Origin of the sequence: Brevibacillus sp. HB1.3, from assembly GCF_013186635.1 — a bacterium.
Lineage (GTDB): Bacteria > Bacillota > Bacilli > Brevibacillales > Brevibacillaceae > Brevibacillus > Brevibacillus brevis_D.
This window is the reverse complement of record NZ_JABMIT010000002.1, coordinates 420484-440771: the sequence shown is the minus strand read 5'-3', so window position 1 is coordinate 440771 and position 20288 is coordinate 420484. Positions and strand designations below refer to the sequence as shown.

Sequence of the window (20288 nt, the reverse complement as noted above, 5' to 3'; positions counted from 1 at the left end):
ATTCGTTCCATTTCGGTAAAAATGATGAGACTCATCGAAGCAAGGGAACCTCCCAAGCTTCACAGGCATAGGCAAAAGGATATGTTGTTTTCCTTCTAGTCATGGGACAAAAGAGAGGGAAAGGAGTGCAAGCATGAGTTCTTTTCTTGCGCCAAAGGCACCGATTGTTTTTGTTCCGGGGCTGTTTGGGTCGATGAGTGATCAAATTATTCCGGGTACTGGTGACTGGGGCTTCGGGTTTGCTCGAACGGCTTACGAGCCATTTATCCGTTTGCTTGGAAAAATGGGTTACCCCCTCAATGAACAATTGTTTGTAGCTTTTTATGATTGGCGAAGGCAGATCGATATTTCAGCCGAGCGCTTTTTACTGCCTGTCATCGAGCGGGCGAAGCAAACGACTGGTGCCCCTTGTGTCAATCTCATTTGCCATAGCATGGGGGGGCTTGTTGCTAGAGCCTATGTCCAGGGTGAATTTTATCAAAACGATGTGGATCAGCTGCTCATCTTTGCGACTCCTAACGCAGGATCGCCTGTTGCCTACAGCTATTGGGCGGGAGGGAAGCTGCCGCGCTCCGTTTCTGGCAAAAGAAATGTCGTGGAGCTATACATGAGTGTATATCTGGCCTATTTGGAGCAAAGCATCCCTTTTCATCGCATACAAGCTATTCACAGGCACTTTCCCAGCATCCTTGACCTTACTCCGTCAGCAGCATATGGCGATTATTTGCTGGAGAAAAAACAGGGAGTAGAAGCCTTTGTGCCTTATGAACAGATGGTCGTAAAAAATCAATACATGGACAATTTAAACGCAACGATGGGGATTATCGCAGCTCGTAATATTCGCGTCACACTGGTAGCTGGTATCGGACATGAAACGATTCATTATTTGCGAACAGTCCCTTCGCTATCTCCCGATAAATGGGTCGATGGAAGAGTAGTGGGCTCGATCAATAGTGATGCTGGGGATGGGAGTGTCATGGCGAACAGTGTATTTGCACTAGAAGGGGAGCGTTATTACGTAGAGGCTACACATCTGGAGATTTTGTATAAAAGTGAACCGCTTCTCCGGCAATTGCTAGAGTAGGGGAAAAAAGAGGACCAAGCCGGGAAGATCCCTGGACTCGGTCCTTTCTTTAGATGAACTACGCCTTCTTATTTCTGCGATACATGATCGAAATACCGATCAAGATCGAAGCGATCCCTGCAACGATAGGAAGTGGGTTAGCTTGCTCTCCCGTTTGAGGCAATACTTTACCTGTTGATGGAGATTCGTTGCTGGTTTCCAGAACGTTGGAGTTATTAGCAGCTCCCGAATCGTTCGGTTTGGTCGTATTTCCTGTTTGATTCGACTCTCCTGAAGTGTTGTTGTTGGCATCAGGAGTGCCAGGTTGATCCGAGTTACCAGGTTGGTCTGGGTTTTCGGATTGGTCTGGGTTACCAGGCTGGTCTGGGTTGCCAGGTTGGTTTGGTTTGCCAGGTTGGTCTGGGTTGCTAGGTTGGTCTGGTTTGCCAGGTTGGTCTGGGTTGCTAGGTTGGTCTGGTTTGCCAGGTTGATCCGGTTTGTCAGGTTTACCTGGTTTGTCTGGTTTATCCGGTTTATCCGGTTTGTCTGGTCTATCCGGCTTCTCTGGCTTCTCTGGTTTTTCCGGTTCGGGCTCTGGTTTTGGTTCGGGCTCTGGTTTTGGTTCTGGTTCAGGCTCTGGCTTCGGCTCTGGCTTTTCGGGCTCCGGTTCAGGTTTTGGCTCAGGAGTTCCGCCTCCACCGCCACCTCCACCACCGGAGGTCGCGTCATTTTCGACAGTGACCAACACATGGTCGCCAGCTACTTGGTTTCTTTTAATCTCGAACTCGATTGGCTTGCTGCTTTTTACATAACCAGCAGGTGCTTTCGTCTCGATAAACTCATATTTGCCCGGATTCAGTCCTTCGACAATCAGCTCTCCGTTGCCATCTGTTGTCAGCTTGGTAAGCTCCTGACCGTTCATATCTTTGGCTACCTGACCATTTTCATCGCGGAGCGTAAATTCAGCTCCTTTGAGCTTATGATTTGGGTATCCCGTTCTTACTTTGGTCAGTTTCACAGACCCTGGGTTCAATCTGTTGGTCAACGTAAGAGAGGCAATGCCTTCCTCTGTCACTTCGAATTTCAGTGGATCAGCAAGCTCATAATCAGCAAGGGCTTTTGTTTCCACGAGCTGGTAGAATCCTGCTTTCAGGTTTTCGAGGAGAAGGATACCGTTCTTATCCGTTGTGAGTCCGCTTTGCAGTACTTTCCCGTCAGCATCCTGAAGCTCAAAGGTTACGCCAGGAAGTGGCTCTTTGGTGTAGTGGTCCACTTTCAACAATTGAACCGACCCGATATTTTTGGCGTTCTTTTTCGTAAGGGTTACAATTTCTGTCTGGTTGGAAGCGATTTTGAATGAAATCGGAGTCGCATCCAGCTTGTATCCCTTCGGAGCTTTCGTTTCGACTAGCTGATAGTTTCCTTCTGCCAGATCGCCCTTGGAGAGTTTTCCGTCAGAGCCGGTTGTCAGCTCCGCGATCGTTTCGAATGCTCCGCCCTTTTCAATCTGCAGATTGAAGACAGCGCCTTCCAGTGCTTTGCCAGCATTCTCCGCGTCAACTTTGGTTAACTCAAATCCTTGACGGAGCAGCTTGTTGGCGATGGTCATTTCGATTGTAACTGGAATAGCAGGGTCAGCACCTGCAGGGGCTTTTAACGTAATGTCTTTTCCGTTTCTGTACTCGTCTGCGATGACGTAGCCAACAGGAGCGGATAATTCTTTTAACTTGTACGCTTTAAATTTGTAGCTTTTGAAGGTAGCAATACCATTTTCATCGGTCACGACTGTTTCTAGCAAGGTTTTCCCTGCCTTGTCGTACAGACCAAACGTGGCGCCTGCCAATGCTTTTTTCGTATCTGCGTCTGTTTTGATGATTTTCAAGTCGCCTTTACCAGGCGTGCCGGCTCCGCCACCAGCACCGGACAAGCTGACTTTGACACCTTCTTGTCCATCTTTCCCTTTACCTACAACTGTTTTCCCTGCAAAAGAGGCTTCGTTTTTGATGACGTCTCCATGATCAGCATTGATAAAGGAGCGGTACTCCAGGATGTAGGCAGTGTGCAGGTCATTTTTGAAAGTGAGTTTAAAGGTGTTGCCGACTACTTCTAATGTGTAGTCCTCAGAGGTCACTTCTTTTCCGATAGTCAGGGCACCGGATTCAGAGACGTTTGTCGTAAAGAGCTTGAAGGAGTCTTTCATCAGAATTTGATTGCTGGACAGCGTATCGGTCAATGCAGCACCTGCCGAAATGTACGACTGGCTCGGATTGATTTTTACTGTCCACGTTGCATACTCTGAATCTGCTCCTGTACCTTGTGCGCCTGTTTTGAGGACGTACTGCCCACCGTATGTCGGTCTGACGGTCGTCTTGCCTTTATAGAGTGGAGTGCCAGTTATGTCACTATCATGCATAGTGGCATTGTTTTCGTACACTTCAACGACAGGCAGATCAGCCAAACTGGTTGTGTACGTGATGCGATAGGCCGAGTCGATTTCGCCAAGATGCAGCTCAAAACCGTTGGTTAATGGGTCGAATTTGATAGGAACAACTGGTCCTTCGACCACTTTCACACCGTCTGCTCCGCCTGTAAGCAGCAACTTATGCACGCGTAACGAGTCCTTCACAAAAGTTTGTTCCCCGGTATAAAAATCCCGAATGATCGCGTTGTTAATCTTGTGAAGGTTATAGTTCACATCGATTGTCCACGTGATTTCTTTTGTGCGGGCGTCGTATTTACCTGTTTTGTTGCCGTTATTGCTGGTGTAGCTGTCTGGTTTAACAGTAGCGGATTTCGTGATAGGGTCTTGTGGTTTCCCGTTTTCCTTCCAGTTCAGTTCAGCCTTGTTTTTGTACGCGGATGGACGATCCTTGGAAGTAGGATCAAACTTCGTCTGGTACGTAATTACAAGGGCTTTTGTGACTGGTTTGTGGAAGGTAATCTTGAATCCATCCTCGTACTTTGGATTCGGAGAGATGGTGTAGTCTTTGTCAGGACCTTCTTCCAAATCCTTTGTCCAATCGTTGATGTTTACTTTGTCAGGAAAAAGTGTCAGCCCTTGACCTGCATAACTGTCGGTAATGACGACTTCATCCATCACCTGATTGTCCTCGTTTAGACTCAGCGTCCATTCAATCGTTTTATTCAGGTAATCAACTTTTTCTTTCTTTGCGTTTTTCCAGAAGATTGCTTGCGTGATCTCTTTGGATGCATCTTTTTTGGTTCCGTCGTAGATCTCTACTTCATTTTTCACGAGGTAGCTATCTTGGTGGACCCGATTTTTAGCTTTGGTTTGGTAGGTGATTTCGTAAGCTGCCGAAACGTCATGATCAAACTCCAAGCGGAAGCCGGCAGTCGACTCGGTTACGTTGTACCCTGTGATGGCAGCCCCGTCTTTTGTTCCGTTTCCGTTGTCGTCGATGGTCATTTTATGAATGGTAAAAGAACTATTCACGAGCTCTTGATGACTGGTATCAAAGCGATCCTCGAGCCATGCATCACCTTGCTTGATTAGTTTTTCATTGTAGTTGTACTGAATAGCCCAGGTGATCGTCTGTTTGGTGTAATCATAGCTAATCGCTTTTTTGTTCAGAGGCTGGCTGAATCGGACAGAGACATTTGCGGAATCGATTAAATCCTTTGGAAGGTTCGTTCCTGTGACAGTGGCTTTATTTGTGTAGGTTGTATCTGTCGTACCGGTGACGTTGGCTTTGTACGTGACGCGATAAGCACCGTCGATGTCGCCAAAGTTCATTTTGAACCCATTTCCTTCTGTCAATTTCTCAGGAGTGAAGGTAGTTACCTCAGCCTTTGGAATAACAGAGCCATTCAACTGAACGTCTAATGGGAAAACCTTAATCGAGCTCATGTCGATATCCAGACCGCTTGGAAGCTCATCCGTAAAGACAGCGCCTTTAATCGGATTTTCACCTAAGTTAAAATCGACGGTCCAGTCGAGATAGCTAGGATTCATTCCCTTGTTTGCTTTTCCGTTCTTGTCGATTTCATTGTTGTTTTTGCCTTTGAAATGGACAGAGATAGGAGCGATGCCATCGAGTTTGAAATCGATTTCCTGTCTCGTGCCGCCCTCAAACTTTTTCTCATCGAATTCCCGCCACACATAGAACGTTCCGTCATTGATCTCAGCGCCATCATTGATGGTATCGCTAAAAGTGAAGGTGACGGTGCCGTCGGTTGTCACTTCATAGGTGCCGTAGCCTCCATCCAGATCTCCGGTCAAAACGCGATCGGTTCGAAACTTATCTGGGAGGGGGAAGGTAAAGGTGGCACCTTCTGAGTAAGGATGTCCGGCAGGGATTTTCCAGGTGAAATCAACTTGAACACGCGAGCCCTGATCGGGGCGGATGTCTTCAATGTTGTTTCCGTCTTTGTCCTTCATGACTACGCTAGTGACGATGTTGTCTTTGACGATGTTGTCATCAGGGTCTTGAACTGGTACCGGTACATCTGGTAGAGGAACTGGTTGTTCAACAGGCGGCGTAGTCGGAGTCCCTGTACCCGGATCGGTAGGAGTCCCTGTGCCCGGATCGGTAGGAGTCCCAGTGCCCGGATCGGTAGGAGTTCCAGTGCCCGGATCGGTAGGAGTTCCAGTGCCCGGATTGGTAGGAGTTCCAGTACCCGGATCGGTAGGGTTACCTGTACCCGGTTCGGTAGGAGTCCCAGTGCCCGGATCGGTAGGAGTCCCAGTACCGGGATCAGTAGGAGTCCCTGTACCCGGATCGGTAGGAGTTCCAGTACCCGGATCGGTAGGGGTCCCAGTGCCCGGATCGGTAGGAGTCCCAGTGCCCGGATCAGTAGGGTTGCCCGTTCCCGGCTCCCCACTATTCTCTACGACAACCTCACCTTGTGTTTGGGCATACGTGGTTGTCGTGAAACCGAAAAAGTTTTGGATGATGAGCAAAAGTGCCACCACAACGATCCAAGATTTCCTTTGCATATGCTCCTCCTGTACTAAATAAAACTAGCTCATTCCGTCTTTCACTAGGACGTGTTAGGGCTGAGATGAAGTCGTTTGTTTCCATTCAGCTTGAACGATCAGTCTGTCCTTCGGATCCTTTGCTCCAACAGGGGTGCATGTGACCAAGGTGATCAAGGGCTTCTTTTGATCCTCTAGAACTTCTACTTGTGTACGATCTACGATAAAGGCTTTCACGACAACGAATTGGTAGGTTGCCGTTTTCGTCTTGATCTCAATCTCATCGTTAGGTGCTAGTTCGTCCAAGCGATTGAATTGCTTACCGTGAGTAATCCCGCGATGACCTGCCAGTCCAACATTGTTCACGCCGAATTCCTTGTCTGGCTCGATCAGGCCAACACCTTTACTCAAGGCATGCTTGTCCGCGCCTTCAAAAATCATCATTTCCAGATCAATTTTGGGAATCCGAATCACGCCTCTGGCACCTTCCAACATAGCGAGCGGCTCTTGTATCTGAGGAGCTTGTGGGTCCTCTGATGTAGCTGTTTCTATTTGCTCGCTGACGTTGCTCAGTTGTTCGAACGCTTCGATGAGCTGTTCCTGCTTTTGTGCAGATACCGCCGTTTCCCATTGAGGATAGAAAAGGAGGAATAAGCCTGCCAGGATAAACCCGGCACTTAACAGCACTCGCACATTCTTCAACTCCCTTTTCGCACCGTTAACTCAATTCATCTTTCCCCCCTTGTCCCAATTTTTCGTTAACTATGTTCGGCAAGGGCATCCTTCGTTGTACAAGTCTTGCTAGTCGAGAACAACAGATTCACCTGCTGTTCCAATTATGAAAAAATGCCTAGAGGTATCGTAACCTTTCGACCTATACAATTTCTGAACATGAAAAAAGCCAGAGGAGAAAGAATCTCCTTTCTGGCTTTTTCGGTCTTCATTCTATGGTTAATAGGCGACGCTTTTCGAAACAAATCCAACTAAAACCTTCCCGTTTGCATCAATGGTGGAGCCGTAATACCAATCTCCATGTTCACCGACAACTTGAACAAGTGCATCTCTGACAGCGTAGCCCCTGCCTGGACTTTCTGCGGAAGAGGTCGAGAAGAAGTAGCCTTTCTCTCCTTGAATTTTGACAGTCTTAGGAGTAATCGGTGTATACGAGGTGACCACTGTTTTAGAAATGTAACCTTGATCGATGGAGATAAACTCCGGCTGTGTACCGGATGCTTTGATTTCAAAACCATACCAAAGGGTTGCAGCAACGACAGAGTCAAGGGATGGAGCAGAATAAACGTTAGCATTGTCTACGGCTACAATTGTTTTCGAAGGGAGTATTTTCGGTTGTGTACGGGGGGCCGCTGGTTTTGGAGGGGCCGATTTTTTCACTTGGCTGTTGGAAGAACCACCGCCGCCGTTGTGATAGTGATATTCTCCATACTGTAATCCCCATTTTTCACAGTTTGTTCTACAGGTGTGTCCACCATTTGCATCTGTTCTGCCTGGATGCGCCTCAATCATTTGAACAGGGAAAAAAGCAAAGCAAAGAATGAGTGCAAGTACAGAAATAATCTCTTTCATAGACAACCTCCTAAGGATTCGCTTTCGCCCGCAACAGATTCAACCCCATCCCGATAAAAACAATCCCCGTCAGCTTGTTGAGAATGACAGAGAACTTCTGATTATTACGCAATTTTTGCGTAGCGAAGGAAGCAAACAGGGCGAGGAGACTACACCAGATGCCACCTGTAACGGTAAAAGTAAGGCCGAGAATAAGGAAAGGGAGTGGTCCGGCTTCCGTCGCGCTAACAAATTGCGGGAGGAAGGCGATGAAAAACAGAGCAACCTTTGGATTCGTGACACTTGTCAGAATCGCTTGCAGATAGACCTTTTCACCCTTTAACTTCTTGGAATCGGCTGAGTCAAAAGCTGGTGATTCCTTCGTCATGAGCATGCGAATGCCCAAATAGACAAGATAGGCGACCCCCAATATTTTGACGATGTTAAAAAGCACGATGGATTGCGCCAAAAGGAGCGACAAGCCGAAAGCAGCCAAGAGCGTGTGAATGAGTGAGCCTGTCAAAATGCCGAGAACCGAAAGAATACCTGCCTGTTTTCCTTGCGAAATGCTGCGGGTGATGATGTACATTGTGTCTGAGCCGGGTATCAGGTTCAACATGATTGCGGTCATCAGAAATGCTTCATAATGAACAATTCCAAACATCTCTTCTCACTCCTCATCTGTCTATAAACCAACAATAAATTATAGAATAATCAGACAGCTGGCGCAATGCGAAAAATGAGGAAAAGCTCCTGACGCAGATCAAGGGTGTGTGCCATGATCGCCAGAGGAGCCTATTATTCAAGCAGACTGATTACGGCGTTGATTCGGTAGCGCGTATCCAGCCTTCTTTTCCATCAAACACAATCTGGTACCAGCCATTCAGATCTGCGATGACTTGGAAGGAACCATCTGCTGCTACCTGACCGATCTTCTCATATTCTTCACCGGGACCTGCAAAGACATCGGTTTTTTGAGTGGCAGGGGAAGGTTGATCCGTCGCTTCTGTTGAGCTGTCAGCAGGGGAAGGCTCTTCTCCTGACCCAGTTCCCTCGGTCGTTTCTTCGGAGCTCTCCTCCAAGTCAGCCAGCTTTTCGATGTAAGCCAAGCCATTGTCCTCGAGCTTGAACAAAGCGATTTCGTTTTCCCCTTTCCCCACCGCATTTTTCAGGATCACATGCTCGGAGTCTTCTACGCTGAATTCATCTGCCTCAACCGAAAAACGCTTCTCGAGTGACTCTTTTGTCAAATTCGGAGAGAGTGCCGCGTAGGCGTTAGCACGCTCCTTGCCGGAAGCACTTACGATAATCACAGGCTTTTCTTTACTTCCGAGCTTATCGTCGATCTTAGCCTTTGCCGTTTTTACGTCCACATCCAGTGACTGATCCAGATAGAGGACCGAGTCATTCGGCATTTCCGCTGCGAAGTAAAGACGTTGATCTGCCCCAGAGAGTCCAAATGCGTAAAGCTTTGCTCCCCAGCGATCTGTGCCGGAGAGTATGTCGGTGAACGTTCTGTCTGGATATCTCACTTGCAATAAACGTGCTGGATCGTATTCCAACCAGAGTTTATTCAGATCGGAAAGGAGTGTAGCCGTATCCTGGAGCGGATTTAACTGTTCGTATAATTCACGCGCTTTGGTGAACTCAAATGACTTGATGTATTGTTCTGCCTGCTTGAGCTTGCCTTCCAGATAGCGGGTGATCGAATCGAGGACAGGTGAATCACTGGAAAGCACATCCTCGATTTTGCGATAGGCGGCTGCCATGTCAACGAAGGCACTCAAATCCTTTGAACGAATGACTTCCTTGATTTCAGCTAGCGCATACTTTTCCAACTGACCCACTAACCAATCTGTCTCGATACCCAGCTTTTCGTAATGGCGTATGCTAGTAGCCGTTTTGGTGATGACTTCTTCAAAAGGAGCAGAAGCGGTCAATTTCCGCAGCTTCGTCTTTTCGTAGTCCTGGAACAAGGCTGTGAGCTCAGCCTGCTTCTTCTTTTTGCCGCTGTAGTATTCAGCCGGAATGACAAGGAGTGTTTCGATGAAAGATTCGTCCTGGTAGTTTTCCTTTTCGAGATTCGATTGTGCCTGAGCCTTGGCTGTTTGTAAGGCATTCAAGTAATAATCGGAAAAGCTCTTATCCATACCCAAGCGAGCGGACAATTGCTGGAAAAACATTGCTGGTACGTCCTTTTGATTCTGGTAATTCTTTTTGACAGCTTGATATTGTTCATAGACCGCGCCGATTTCTGCGACCTTCTTTTCCGAAATGGCCGCGCGCGATTGCTGTTGAAGCCCCTCCAGCTCAGTACGGATACAAGTCAGTTGGAACATGATAGCGTTCCATTCGTCATCCCCGTAGGACAGGACGGCCATATCATGCGCACGCGAAAAGGTTTCCTCGGCTTGCAGCAGGTTCTTTTGTTCATAAAACGCCTTTGCTTGTTTATACAACGTAATCTGCTTGTACCCGAATCCAAGCTTGAACAGAACAGCGATCAAACCCAAGGCAAAGAGTCCGAGAAAAATATTACGGACCCAGAGGGACCTATGATAGGGAGAGATAGGCAACATAAAAGGCTCCTCCTTCACAGTAAGCCTTTGAAATCCGGGTCAAACGCGTAATGCGTATCCACCCTGTTTTTGGTAGAATGATATAGTTGTTCCCAGCCTTCATCCTTATGGGTTTGTACCATTTTTGCCAATCGCAGAAGGCGCTCGCGAGGCAAAAAATCGATGAATTCGATAATCAGATCCTGATATTCGTCCACATAAGACTTCATGCGGAGCGCTGCACCTGCCACTTGACCGATGAGCTGATCCCCGTTTTCCAGCAACAATATTTGATTTTTATAACGTCTAACATAGGTGAGGACGGATTTTTTGACGAGTGAAGGCTGGACCTTGATGACCTCGCGCACATATTCCATGAAGTCCTTGTCGTACATAGACGGGATGAGCGTTTCGAGCTCTAGCTCCATATCTTTGCGCAGGACGTAATGATTGAGGAACATGATCTTGCGTATCTTGATCGTATCGGAATCGATGAAATGCCCGATCTCTCTCGTTTTTTCATAAGCTTCCTTGAGATGCCCTTCTTTGACGTCGTTGCCCACTTCCTCCAAATGACGGAGGAGTGACTTCTTGAGCGTCTCCATTTCCCGGGTTAAAAAGTGTTGGAATTGTACGTCTCTTTGATAAGTACCGTATTTTTTCTGTATCACGAAAAACAAGACGAACAACACACAGCCAATACCTCCTGCGAGAGCCAATTGCAAAAGCGTCTCTGCTGAAAGGAGAGCTAGACAGACGAACAAGCCCAAGAGCAAAAATCGCGTCTGCACATAGCGGCGTGTCACCGTATGGGATACCTGACGGATTGGTGTGTAGGCTCTCCCGCAGGTCTCACAATGCGTCTCCCACAGGACGTGGTACGTATGGCATCGCGTGCACGCTTGAATTCTTTCGTACGTATGAGTGGTTTTACGGGTTTTGCGAAATTGTACGCCGATTCGTTTTCTCATGGTGAATCCCTCTTCTCATTCAGTAAGGCATGAAGATGCTGATCGATTTCGGCGTTGGAGAGGTTGCGCCGTTTCAGTCGCAGCAGCTTGAGGAATCGGACCGCTAGCAGCAAAAAAGCCGCAAACAAAAGAAAGTAAGTTAACATAAAATTTCTCCTAACGAAGTTGTCGAAATCTGTAACAAAGAATCATGTCGTATCGTATTACGAGTAAGGGGCAATCATTCTAGTACTTTTTTATCATCTGTCTTCTACTGCTTGAATCTAGTGGTAATAGTGTCATAGTCTTACTTTCTTTGCAACACCTCACAAATTCTTTGTAACGAACAAGAAAAGGAGCTCTTATGCAAATAATACGATTCCGAATGTTATGTCGATACGTAGCATGTCTTGCCCTGCTCTTGGTCAGTGTCCTCTCTGTTACTCACCCAGGTTTTGCGCAAACGAGTGGAAATAATATGGACGCTGTCCTGGTCGTGGACGTCAGCAACTCCATGACCCAAAGCGATAAGAACAAAGTCAGCAACGAAGCAATGAAAATGTTCGTCGACATGACGTCGATCCAAGCGAACAAGGTTGGTGTCGTCGCCTATACCGACAAGATCGAGCGGGAAAAAGCACTGCTTGAGATTAATTCCGAAGAAGACAAAAACGATATCAAAGCCTTCATCGACAGCTTGCAAAAAGGAGCCTACACCGATATCGCTGTCGGGGTAACGGAAGCAGTAAAAATCCTTGATGCGGGACGCAATCCAAACAATGCGCCGATCATCGTGCTGCTGGCAGACGGAAACAACTATTTGAACAAAGCATCAAACCGTACCCAAGCAAAGTCTGATCAAGAGCTGCAGCAAGCAGTGAAAGAGGCCAAAGACAAAGGCTATCCGGTCTACACGATTGGCTTGAACGCAGACGGTCAGCTTAATCGCACGACACTTCAGCAGATTGCTGCGGAGACAAATGGTAAATTTTTTGAAACGAGCACAGCGGACAAGCTCCCGCAAATCTTGAGCGAAATCTTTGCGAATCACCTGAAGCTGAAGGTTGTCCCGGTTAAAAGCTTCGTCGCAAACGGCCAAGCTCAGGAGATTCCGATCCCCATCCCGAATGGCAGCGTCATGGAAGCCAACATTTCGATCATGTCGCAAAAAGCAGTGGAAGTGAAGCTGTATGACCCAGCAGGCAAGGAAGTAAAAATCCCTTCCAACCAGGTCAGACTGTCGAAGTCCAATGCGTACACGATGATCAAGCTGGTCAAGCCACAGCAGGGCGATTGGAAGCTACAGGTAAAAGGTGTCCCGAAGGAAAAAATCGATATTAACCTCATCTTCAACTACGATCTGCAATTGGAGATGGAGCCAGTCACAGCGAAGAGCTTCAAGGCTGGCGATGTCGTACCGATCAAGGCTGCTCTTGTTTCAAACGGACAGAAGGTAGCGAGTCCTGATCTGTACAAGCAAATGAAGGCGACACTGATCGTCAATGACAAGACGGACAATAAGACAAACGAGGTCATCCTGAACAATACGGGCAGCGGGTTCGAAGGCAGCTTCACAATCCCGGCGGACCATACCTATGAAATAAAAATCAAGGCAGAAGACACCAGCTTTTACCGGGAGACAAAGCCGCTCCTTGTAGATGCTGCGAAAACGGCAGGCTCTGGAACGAGCAAGCCGAGCACAACCACTGATCCTGCGGCAGAATCGAAACCATTTCCATGGCTGACCGTAGTAGGAGGTACCGTGGTTCTCCTCCTGTTGATCGGTGCAGGCTTGTACGCACTATCGATCTATCGCAAGGCGAACAAGGGCTTCGCGGGCCAAATCGCCATCGAGATCGTGGATGAGGATACAGGGGAAAAGTCCAATCCGCAGTACAAGAAACTGAACGCGTTCAAAGGAAAAGTAAAGCTGCACCAGCTCTTGCAGCTCGCCCCTGAGTTTGCGGAGACAGAGAAGGTCATCTTTTTACCAGGAAAAAACGATACGCTGATCATCGAAAACCGTTCGAGCTGCCGAATCGAAAAGGCAGGACGTGTCCTCGATGCAAGCAAAGGCAAAGAGCTGAAGAAAAACGATCGCATCAAAATTTCGTTAACGAATGTGAACAAGTCCTTATATGTAGATTACATCGTCTAGGAGTGAGTCGAATATGAAAGCAGTTGTGAGAGAACACATTCAACAATTGGACGTATCCCTCGGCGGGGGAATCGTCAGTGACAAGATTCGTGTAGATACCATTGATAACCCGATGCTCGTCATCGGTCTAGGCGGTACAGGAATTGATGCGCTTTTGCGCCTGAAATACCAAGTGAACAGACGCTTCAAGCTGCCAGTAGATCAGCTTTCCAAGAAGCGCAAGGAAAAGCCGGACAATATTGAATTCATCGCGTTTGAAACGAATGAGCATGACCGCAACAAAAAGTACAAAGGCATCGGACTCGATCCAGTGACGGAGTTCGTACTCCTGTCCAATCCTGAGATCGGCGGTGTGTTGCAGAATCGTAGCATTCTGGAGCCGTACATCACGGACTGGCTTTCACCAGAGCTGACAATTACAGACGGAATCAGCGGCGCATCCGGTGTACGCCAGGCAGGGCGACTTCTCCTCTTTACGAAAATTACACAAGTCGTCCAAACCATTGAGAAAAAGGTCAAGATGCTGTGTGAGGGTACGAACAAAAAGCTGACTGTATTCCTCTTGAGTGGTTTGTCCGGGGGAACGGGGAGCGGTTGCTTCCTCGACATTGCCTATATCGTTCGCGGCATTTTAGAGCGCGACTTCGGAAGTGCGGGAGTAGACAAGGTGAATACGCTGGGCTACCTGTTCACGCCTGACGTCAACCTGTCGAACAAGAGTCTCAGCTCGCACACTCGCGACTACATCATGAAAAACGGTTATGCGGCATTAAAAGAGCTGGACTACTGGATGAATGCGGACGAGCGAAATGAGCGTTTCCGCCAGCAATACGGCAATGTGCTCACCGTGCAATCGCCGATGCCGCCATTCAACCTGTGCCATTTGATTTCTGCGACCAATCTGGAAGGCAAAGCATTGGAAAACGCCTACGATTACTGCATGAACGTGACCGCGGAGAACATTACGAACTTCATGGCGAGCGAAGAAAAGCGCTCGGGTGAAGAGTTTGCAATCCACGACTATATCAGCAACATCCGTACGAACATCAACCAGATGCCAAAAGCCTACGCAGCCAACTACCAGTACAACGTCATCGGTGCTTCCTCTGCTGTCTTGCCGATCGAAGAGATGACAACGTACCTGGCCTATCGCTTGTTTAAAAAGATGGAAAAAATGTTCACGGTAGCACCAACGCAAGAAGATGCAGAGAAATTCGCCCGCAAGCTCGGAATCGACATCGACTCGATATCCCGCAAGTTCGAGGAGCGCGTTCCAGAACCGTTGCCAGGCTATGAAAACAGCGAGCGTTTGAACTACAGCAACGTCATTACCCAGCAAGTCGTGAGCATCGACCACGAGCTGGAGCAAGGCTATCTCGCCAAAGCGCGGGAAGCGTACATCAAGTCCAAAAAGCAGATGCCAGGCGACATGATCTCTGTTTTTGGCGAAATGATCACGCGTGTATTCCTGCACCCGCAGCAAGGACCATTCTATGCGTCCCGTCTGATTCATTCGGATAAAGGCTACTGCCTGATGAAAATGATCCTTTCCTACATCGAGAGCCTCAAGGCGAATTTGGAGAGCTTCCCGCCTGAGATTGAGGGTGCGCGCGAAAATGCGAAAGAAAAACTGGGTGACGCCCGCAGTGCTTTTATCTCCAAGGAGAAGAAGAAAAACAGCTACATCGAAGCAAAGATCAACGAATACCAGCTCCTGGCTGATCAGGAAAAGCTGGAGCAAATGATCGAATTCTACGAAGAGCTGCACCGTTTGTTGAATGCAGAAAACAACCGCATTTATAACGTATTTACTGAGATTTTGAACGCACTCAATCAAATTTTCGAGCAAAACGGCGACATCCTGATCAACGGTGGAGAAGAGAGCGACCGCACTGGCAACAAAACGTACTACTGGAACATCGTCAGTGTGCCGGATATCTCCAAGGTCGTCAGCAACATCCTGGAGCAAAAGGATGCGGATGACCTGATCCGCGACTTCACCAGCGAGCTGCTGCGACACTCCGATCAGTGGGTCAAAGAGCAGGAGCTGGATATCGTCAGCTCGATTTCCGAATTCCTCTCGGAGAAGTTCGGTGAGGTGATCACCAAGTCGATGGAAGAATTCCTCGTGATCAAATACGGTCAGGACGAGACACTTGATCGCATCGTAGAGCGCAAGATTGCCAGCAAGCTGGATGAAGAGGCGATTCCGGTCTTCCATCTGAGCAACAATCTCGGCAATATGCACTTCCCTTCCTGGGGCTTTGTATCCGTGCCACTGAAAGCACCATCGATCTTGAAGGGGATTAAAAACTATCAAAATACAGCGATTAGCGGATCGCGCTTCACCGTCAAAGAAAGTGAAGTCAAAAACCGCATCTTCTGGCTGAATACGAAAAACGGTGTTCCACTGTTCGCTTACACACCGTTGAAGGTCTACGAGGAAAGCTACGAACGTACAATTCTGGACAGAGAGGGTATCGGACGCCACCTCGTTCAAACGGAAAAGAACAACTGGGCGTACCTCCCATCCCCTATTCCGGAAAAATCGTGGGGAGATACGTACCAAAACGGGCGGATCAAAGCGTATAACGCCAAAGTACGCGAACTGTTTGACCGTGCTGTGCGCTACGGAGCCATCCGCGAAAAAGGCAGTGACAGCCAGACCAGCAACCGTTATGAATCCATCGTGACGAAACCGTTCTTGCTTGCCAACTTCCTGGCGAAGCACCAAGCGCAAGGAGACGCGACCAAGCTGAGCCCTGGCGAGATCAAGCGTGTATTGGTTGAGCTCAAAGGCTTCATGAGAGAGGGTCTGGAGCAAGAATTTACACGTGACGTGTTCGGCAGTATCAATGAAGAGATGGCAAAAGAAAACCTGATTCGCTATCCAGAGCAGATTCGCCTGATCGAACAAGAAGTGCGCAAATACGAAGAAATCGAGGCAAAAATCCAGGAGCTGGAGCAGATCGTAGGTGCCATCAAGGACGAAGAAGAGCTGGTGACCCGATTTATCGAAGCCCTTTACACAGGCACCATCTGCAAGCGCGGTGCGCTGTACGTCTACGACAAGGATGAGGAAGAAGATGCGTGGGAGCCATTCATCAATCTGATGAAGGTCAACAAGCACGTCGAATTCGCTATCTATGAAAAATTCCGCGCATTGGATTACAAGAGCATGGCAACCATCCAGCGCAAGGCTGCAAAACGCAGTGACGCGATGACTTCCGCAGAGGATACGCAGCAATTGTTGGCAAAACTCGAAGAAATCGCAACTTCTTTCCAAGAAACGAAAAACGATCTGGAATACGACCGCGATGAATACGTAAATGGTGAAGAGCTGTTCCAGTTCTACAAAAAGGTTTGGTCAAAAGTAAACGATATGCGCAAGACGCTGCAATAAACAATCAGGATCGTTTGATAACCAAGGAGGACGCATGCGGGATTTGATAGGAGAGTTCGCGACCCAATACGTTACGGAATTGGAAAGACAACTGGATAGCGGAAACGGACAGCGAAGTATTCAAAACCCCGTGCTCTTCCTTTTTCTCGGGGATAAGAGCGTAGAGGCACTGCAAGCTGTTCGTGCCCACAACGAACGCAGTTGGCAAAATGGTCACGGTGTGCTTTATGTCCATGCGTATCAGGATAAAACGTGGGAGCATCCGCAAGTAATCGGCTGCCGCTTGCCGCAGGCAGATGACGACAAGAAAAAGATGCGTACCTCGATCCACGAGCGTTTTTTGCTCGATGAAGCTGTCACCATGGAACTGAACAAGGTAATGAAGCTGGCAAGCGTGCGGGTAGCGGAAATGGGCAAGTTGTTCACTGCTTTTCAGCAAGTCAATATTGCCGTCGTGGCAAGGGCAGACGACCCTGCCACGATCCTTTTGCCAGAGCTGACGCTGCTACTCAAGAGCTACCTCAATGAGCTGTTTAAAAACGTATCCGTCGACCTGTACGTCCTGTTACAGGAAAAGAACAACGGGGAAGCATTCGGGTTCTCGACAGCGCTCTCGATCAGCTTTTTGGAAGAGGTCAATGGCTATCAGCGGAGTGACTACAGCTATCGAGCTAATCTTTTGGTAACAGAAGATCTCGTGAAGCTGCCTGTGGAGCATGTGAACGCTCCCTTATTTTCGCTGGCGTACCTATTGAGTGACAAGACAGAGCATGGCTTGTTTATCGAAGGCGGCATGCAAGAAAATTACGAGCTGATCAGCAAGCTGGTGCTTTTGAACAACAAAAAGGTAGAGCCGGAGTTCCATGAAAGCAATGACGGCTATAACAAGCTGCAATTTATGCGCAGCATCTCGGTTGAACACGGGCAGACCAAGTTCGCGTCTGCTGGTCTATCCAAAGTAAAGCGACCGACTCATGCGATTGCATTGACGGTGCTGTCCGCAGTATTTGACCGCTATTGGGAGCGACTCCAGGACGGCGAGGTTTTGCCGAAAACAAAAGCAAGAGAGAAGCTCGGATTGACTGCGCATGATTTGCAGCGAAAATTGGCTGGTATTCTTCCTGAGGATCACATCTTGGATGAAATGACGGGGCTCATGACCTCTGGCATCAGCTACAGCGAGCTTTGCAGTATGAATATGCGCGAAGCGGAGCTGGCTTTGTTTGACGGCAGCAGCCAAGCCTTTTTTGAGGCGAATGTCGCTTCCGGTGCGCGTAAACGTCTGGAGCACATGCTGTCTCAGGAGTCCTTGGCTGATTTGATTCAGAAAGTAGTTATCGAGGATGAACGGCTTGGGCTGTATGCGGCTTACTATCTCACAGCCGAACACGCCAATGGAGCAAACCTGCTGGATGAACTGCGCACAGGCATTCGCGAGACATCTCGACAGGTTGAACAGTTGAAAGCCGAGCTGGTCGACCTCTACCAAGAGCGGGTGGATCGGCAGGACATTCGCGTAGGAGGGTTTTTCACACGGGATAAGGAGCGTGTGCGGACCTTCATTCGCCATTTGCTGGACGCTGTTTACGGCAAAAAGCTGGAGCTGTTGGATTGGGAGATGATGCTCTCCATCCTTGTGAGCTATGAGAAACAGGCAGAGCAGATTCACCGGCAGTTAGGTGAGCAAGTCGAGCAGTTGGGAGCTCTGCATAAGCAACTGCGGGAAATCGCCCAGACGAGCGTTCGGGAAGCGACTGATTACTTGGGTAAAAACGTGGATGAATATTACGAATCGGTCGTCCATGAAACGATCCGGTCATTGGAAGCTTCACGCGGCAGTGATTTTTACATGGAACAACGGTATATTGGCAGCGGCGCTCTGCTCAGCGGGAATCGACTCGCCGGACTCGTGGAGCGGCTGTGTCAGTTTTGCCGGAACGAGATTCTCACCCGTGCGCCATTTGCTTTATCTTTTGAGGCGGAGCTGCTGGCTCGTGCCAACGTCGGGGCTGCTTATGGTAACCGAACCGTGCTAACAAAGGAAGATTTATTCCTCGATCTGGCATTGGTGCTGGAAGAGCGGGCAGCGGTTCACATCGAAGTGTTCCATTTCTTGCAAAAGCATCGCTATGAGGAGAAGTACTTGTTTGCCGATATTCACAACGACTTCGTCCAGTATGCGCTGCACAAGGATGAGAACACACGAACCTACAAGCTGGGCTGCATCCACGAGGAACAAAAAAGCGGGATAGAAAAAATGAACCTGATGGGTGGATTCGGCATGGAAGAGTTGATGTTTTACCGCAATAACAAGAAATACCATGCTTCCTATGAGGATAGCGGGTTTGTCTTTCGCCGCGTGGGAGGAGATGAGTCGTCATGAGTCAGAGAAGAGTAAGCTTACTCATGCTGGTGTGTAGTCTGGTAGGTGGCGTGATCGGATTTTTGGTCGGGGAAGTCATGCTCGGCAAGCTGTCCGGAGAAATACCGCAATGGTTGTTAATGGGACTTTATTTTGGTCAATATGCCTTTTTCGTAGGATTGATGTGCCTCATTGCGGAAATGATCTCGCCACGATTGAATGGAGTCGGCTGGAAGCAGCGCTATCTGGGCTTTTCTTGGAAAATGCTCGTGCCCAGCACATTTTTGATGGTGGGAGTAGCGGCGCTCTTGCTTCAGCTGCTGTACGGGTCATCGTTTCAACAGGCCAGTGGGGCCAACAATATTGTCATGGTTCTGGATACGTCAGGCAGCATGCAGTCGTCTGACCCGGATAACCAATTGTTTAAAGCAGCGGCCGACATGGTGCAGCGCATGGACAGTGACATGAACATAGCAGTGGTTACGTTTCACGATCAAACGAATGTGCTGCAACCCCTCACCAAGCTAAGTAGCCAGTCTGTGAAGGATGAGGTTGTGAAGAAGCTGCTCCAATTCCCGCGCACGGATGGAGGCACGCGGATCGATTTGGCACTGCAAGCGGGGCTGGACCAGCTGCAAGCCAATCAAATGGCGAACAGTACGGTCGTGCTGATGTCAGATGGCTATAGTGATCTGGATATCCCTGCCGCACTGGCACCCTACAAGCAAAACCAAGTGATTGTCCATACGGTAGGCATGAGCCAAATCGATGCAGACGGAACGGCGCTGCTTCAAAAGATTGCTGCTGAGACTGGCGGTAGCTACTTCAATGTAGAACACGCTGACCAAATGACAGGAATCTTTGGTCAGATTTACGATATGAGCCGAACAGACCGCAATATAGTTTCCGAGCGGACAGGAGCGACAGAAGATAGCATGTTTTACGCCATTACCCGTGTGGTCAGTGTTCTGATCCTCGGTGCTTTGCTCGGCTTGGGGCTGGGTCTGATTTTTGACAATCGCCATCTGGCCAAAAGCTTCACGATTGGCGGGGCGGTATCAGGACTGTTAGCTGGACTCGTTTTGGAAATGGGTCTGTCGTCGATCGACTTGCTCGATATGGTGGTACGTTTGCTGGCGTGCTCCTTGCTCGCCGTCATCCTGACATTGTTCACTCTCTTTGTGCCAGCTTCCACGAGTGGCGGATCGTCTTTTGCAAAGCGCAGACTGAACAACAGACAAAACCCTCGTGCGTTGGACGCCGGGAACCAAAGCAGCAAGCGGTTTGAGTAAAGG

At 48.6% G+C, this 20288-nt stretch carries 12 protein-coding genes; 5 read left to right on the top strand and 7 right to left on the bottom strand.

Annotated elements, in window-relative coordinates; genetic code table 11:
• Positions 1–133 precede the first annotated feature (133 nt).
• A complete protein-coding gene (locus HPY31_RS06640) occupies positions 134–1084 on the top strand; it encodes a lipase/acyltransferase domain-containing protein (RefSeq protein ID WP_172139511.1) in 951 nt (316 codons plus the stop codon).
• Between the two features lie 58 nt (positions 1085–1142).
• Here HPY31_RS06640 and HPY31_RS06635 read toward each other — a convergent pair whose 3' ends face one another.
• The 7 genes from HPY31_RS06635 to HPY31_RS06605 all read right to left on the bottom strand — a co-directional run bounded on the left by HPY31_RS06635 (position 1143) and on the right by HPY31_RS06605 (position 11237).
• Positions 1143–6020: a collagen binding domain-containing protein gene (locus HPY31_RS06635; RefSeq protein WP_172139509.1), complete on the bottom strand. Its 4878-nt coding sequence runs from the start codon at positions 6018–6020 to the stop codon at positions 1143–1145.
• 54 nt (positions 6021–6074) lie between these two features.
• Positions 6075–6692, bottom strand: a complete 618-nt coding sequence (locus HPY31_RS06630; RefSeq protein ID WP_172139874.1) for a class D sortase — start codon at positions 6690–6692, stop codon at positions 6075–6077.
• 258 nt (positions 6693–6950) lie between these two features.
• Positions 6951–7583: a YHYH domain-containing protein gene (locus HPY31_RS06625; RefSeq protein ID WP_172139507.1), complete on the bottom strand. Its 633-nt coding sequence runs from the start codon at positions 7581–7583 to the stop codon at positions 6951–6953.
• 10 nt (positions 7584–7593) lie between these two features.
• Positions 7594–8226 (bottom strand): LysE family translocator, encoded by a 633-nt coding sequence (locus HPY31_RS06620; protein WP_016739550.1) that lies wholly within the window; start codon positions 8224–8226, stop codon positions 7594–7596.
• Between the two features lie 151 nt (positions 8227–8377).
• Complete coding sequence (locus tag HPY31_RS06615) at positions 8378–10141, bottom strand: SH3 domain-containing protein (RefSeq protein WP_172139505.1); 1764 nt, start codon at positions 10139–10141, stop codon at positions 8378–8380.
• Between the two features lie 14 nt (positions 10142–10155).
• Positions 10156–11091, bottom strand: a complete 936-nt coding sequence (locus HPY31_RS06610; protein ID WP_172139503.1) for a hypothetical protein — start codon at positions 11089–11091, stop codon at positions 10156–10158.
• Complete coding sequence (locus HPY31_RS06605) at positions 11088–11237, bottom strand: hypothetical protein (RefSeq protein WP_007724683.1); 150 nt, start codon at positions 11235–11237, stop codon at positions 11088–11090. Before HPY31_RS06605 ends, HPY31_RS06610 begins: the two co-directional genes overlap by 4 nt.
• 197 nt (positions 11238–11434) lie before the next feature.
• Here HPY31_RS06605 and HPY31_RS06600 point away from each other — a divergent pair, with 197 nt between their 5' ends.
• From HPY31_RS06600 to HPY31_RS06585, 4 genes are read left to right on the top strand one after another with little or no spacing between them, the layout of a single operon-like run.
• Positions 11435–13228: a vWA domain-containing protein gene (locus HPY31_RS06600; RefSeq protein WP_172139501.1), complete on the top strand. Its 1794-nt coding sequence runs from the start codon at positions 11435–11437 to the stop codon at positions 13226–13228.
• A 13-nt stretch (positions 13229–13241) separates the two neighbouring features.
• Positions 13242–16631: a tubulin-like doman-containing protein gene (locus tag HPY31_RS06595; protein WP_172139499.1), complete on the top strand. Its 3390-nt coding sequence runs from the start codon at positions 13242–13244 to the stop codon at positions 16629–16631.
• Positions 16632–16665: 34 nt separating this feature from the next.
• Positions 16666–19014 (top strand): hypothetical protein, encoded by a 2349-nt coding sequence (locus HPY31_RS06590; protein ID WP_172139497.1) that lies wholly within the window; start codon positions 16666–16668, stop codon positions 19012–19014.
• Positions 19011–20285 carry a vWA domain-containing protein gene (locus HPY31_RS06585; protein ID WP_172139495.1) on the top strand — a complete coding sequence of 425 codons (1275 nt, stop codon included), beginning with the start codon at positions 19011–19013 and terminating at the stop codon, positions 20283–20285. Before HPY31_RS06590 ends, HPY31_RS06585 begins: the two co-directional genes overlap by 4 nt.
• The last annotated feature ends 3 nt before the right edge of the window (positions 20286–20288 follow it).

What these genes read in the sequence shown, in the direction of transcription:
- HPY31_RS06640 (WP_172139511.1), top strand. Translation starts at nt 134, where the DNA reads ATGAGTTCTTTTCTTGCGCCAAAGGCACCGATTGTTTTTGTTCCGGGG.
- HPY31_RS06635 (WP_172139509.1), bottom strand. Translation starts at nt 6,020, where the DNA reads ATGCAAAGGAAATCTTGGATCGTTGTGGTGGCACTTTTGCTCATCATC.
- HPY31_RS06625 (WP_172139507.1), bottom strand. Translation starts at nt 7,583, where the DNA reads ATGAAAGAGATTATTTCTGTACTTGCACTCATTCTTTGCTTTGCTTTT.
- HPY31_RS06620 (WP_016739550.1), bottom strand. Translation starts at nt 8,226, where the DNA reads ATGTTTGGAATTGTTCATTATGAAGCATTTCTGATGACCGCAATCATG.
- HPY31_RS06615 (WP_172139505.1), bottom strand. Translation starts at nt 10,141, where the DNA reads ATGTTGCCTATCTCTCCCTATCATAGGTCCCTCTGGGTCCGTAATATT.
- HPY31_RS06610 (WP_172139503.1), bottom strand. Translation starts at nt 11,091, where the DNA reads ATGAGAAAACGAATCGGCGTACAATTTCGCAAAACCCGTAAAACCACT.
- HPY31_RS06605 (WP_007724683.1), bottom strand. Translation starts at nt 11,237, where the DNA reads ATGTTAACTTACTTTCTTTTGTTTGCGGCTTTTTTGCTGCTAGCGGTC.
- HPY31_RS06600 (WP_172139501.1), top strand. Translation starts at nt 11,435, where the DNA reads ATGCAAATAATACGATTCCGAATGTTATGTCGATACGTAGCATGTCTT.
- HPY31_RS06595 (WP_172139499.1), top strand. Translation starts at nt 13,242, where the DNA reads ATGAAAGCAGTTGTGAGAGAACACATTCAACAATTGGACGTATCCCTC.
- HPY31_RS06590 (WP_172139497.1), top strand. Translation starts at nt 16,666, where the DNA reads ATGCGGGATTTGATAGGAGAGTTCGCGACCCAATACGTTACGGAATTG.
- HPY31_RS06585 (WP_172139495.1), top strand. Translation starts at nt 19,011, where the DNA reads ATGAGTCAGAGAAGAGTAAGCTTACTCATGCTGGTGTGTAGTCTGGTA.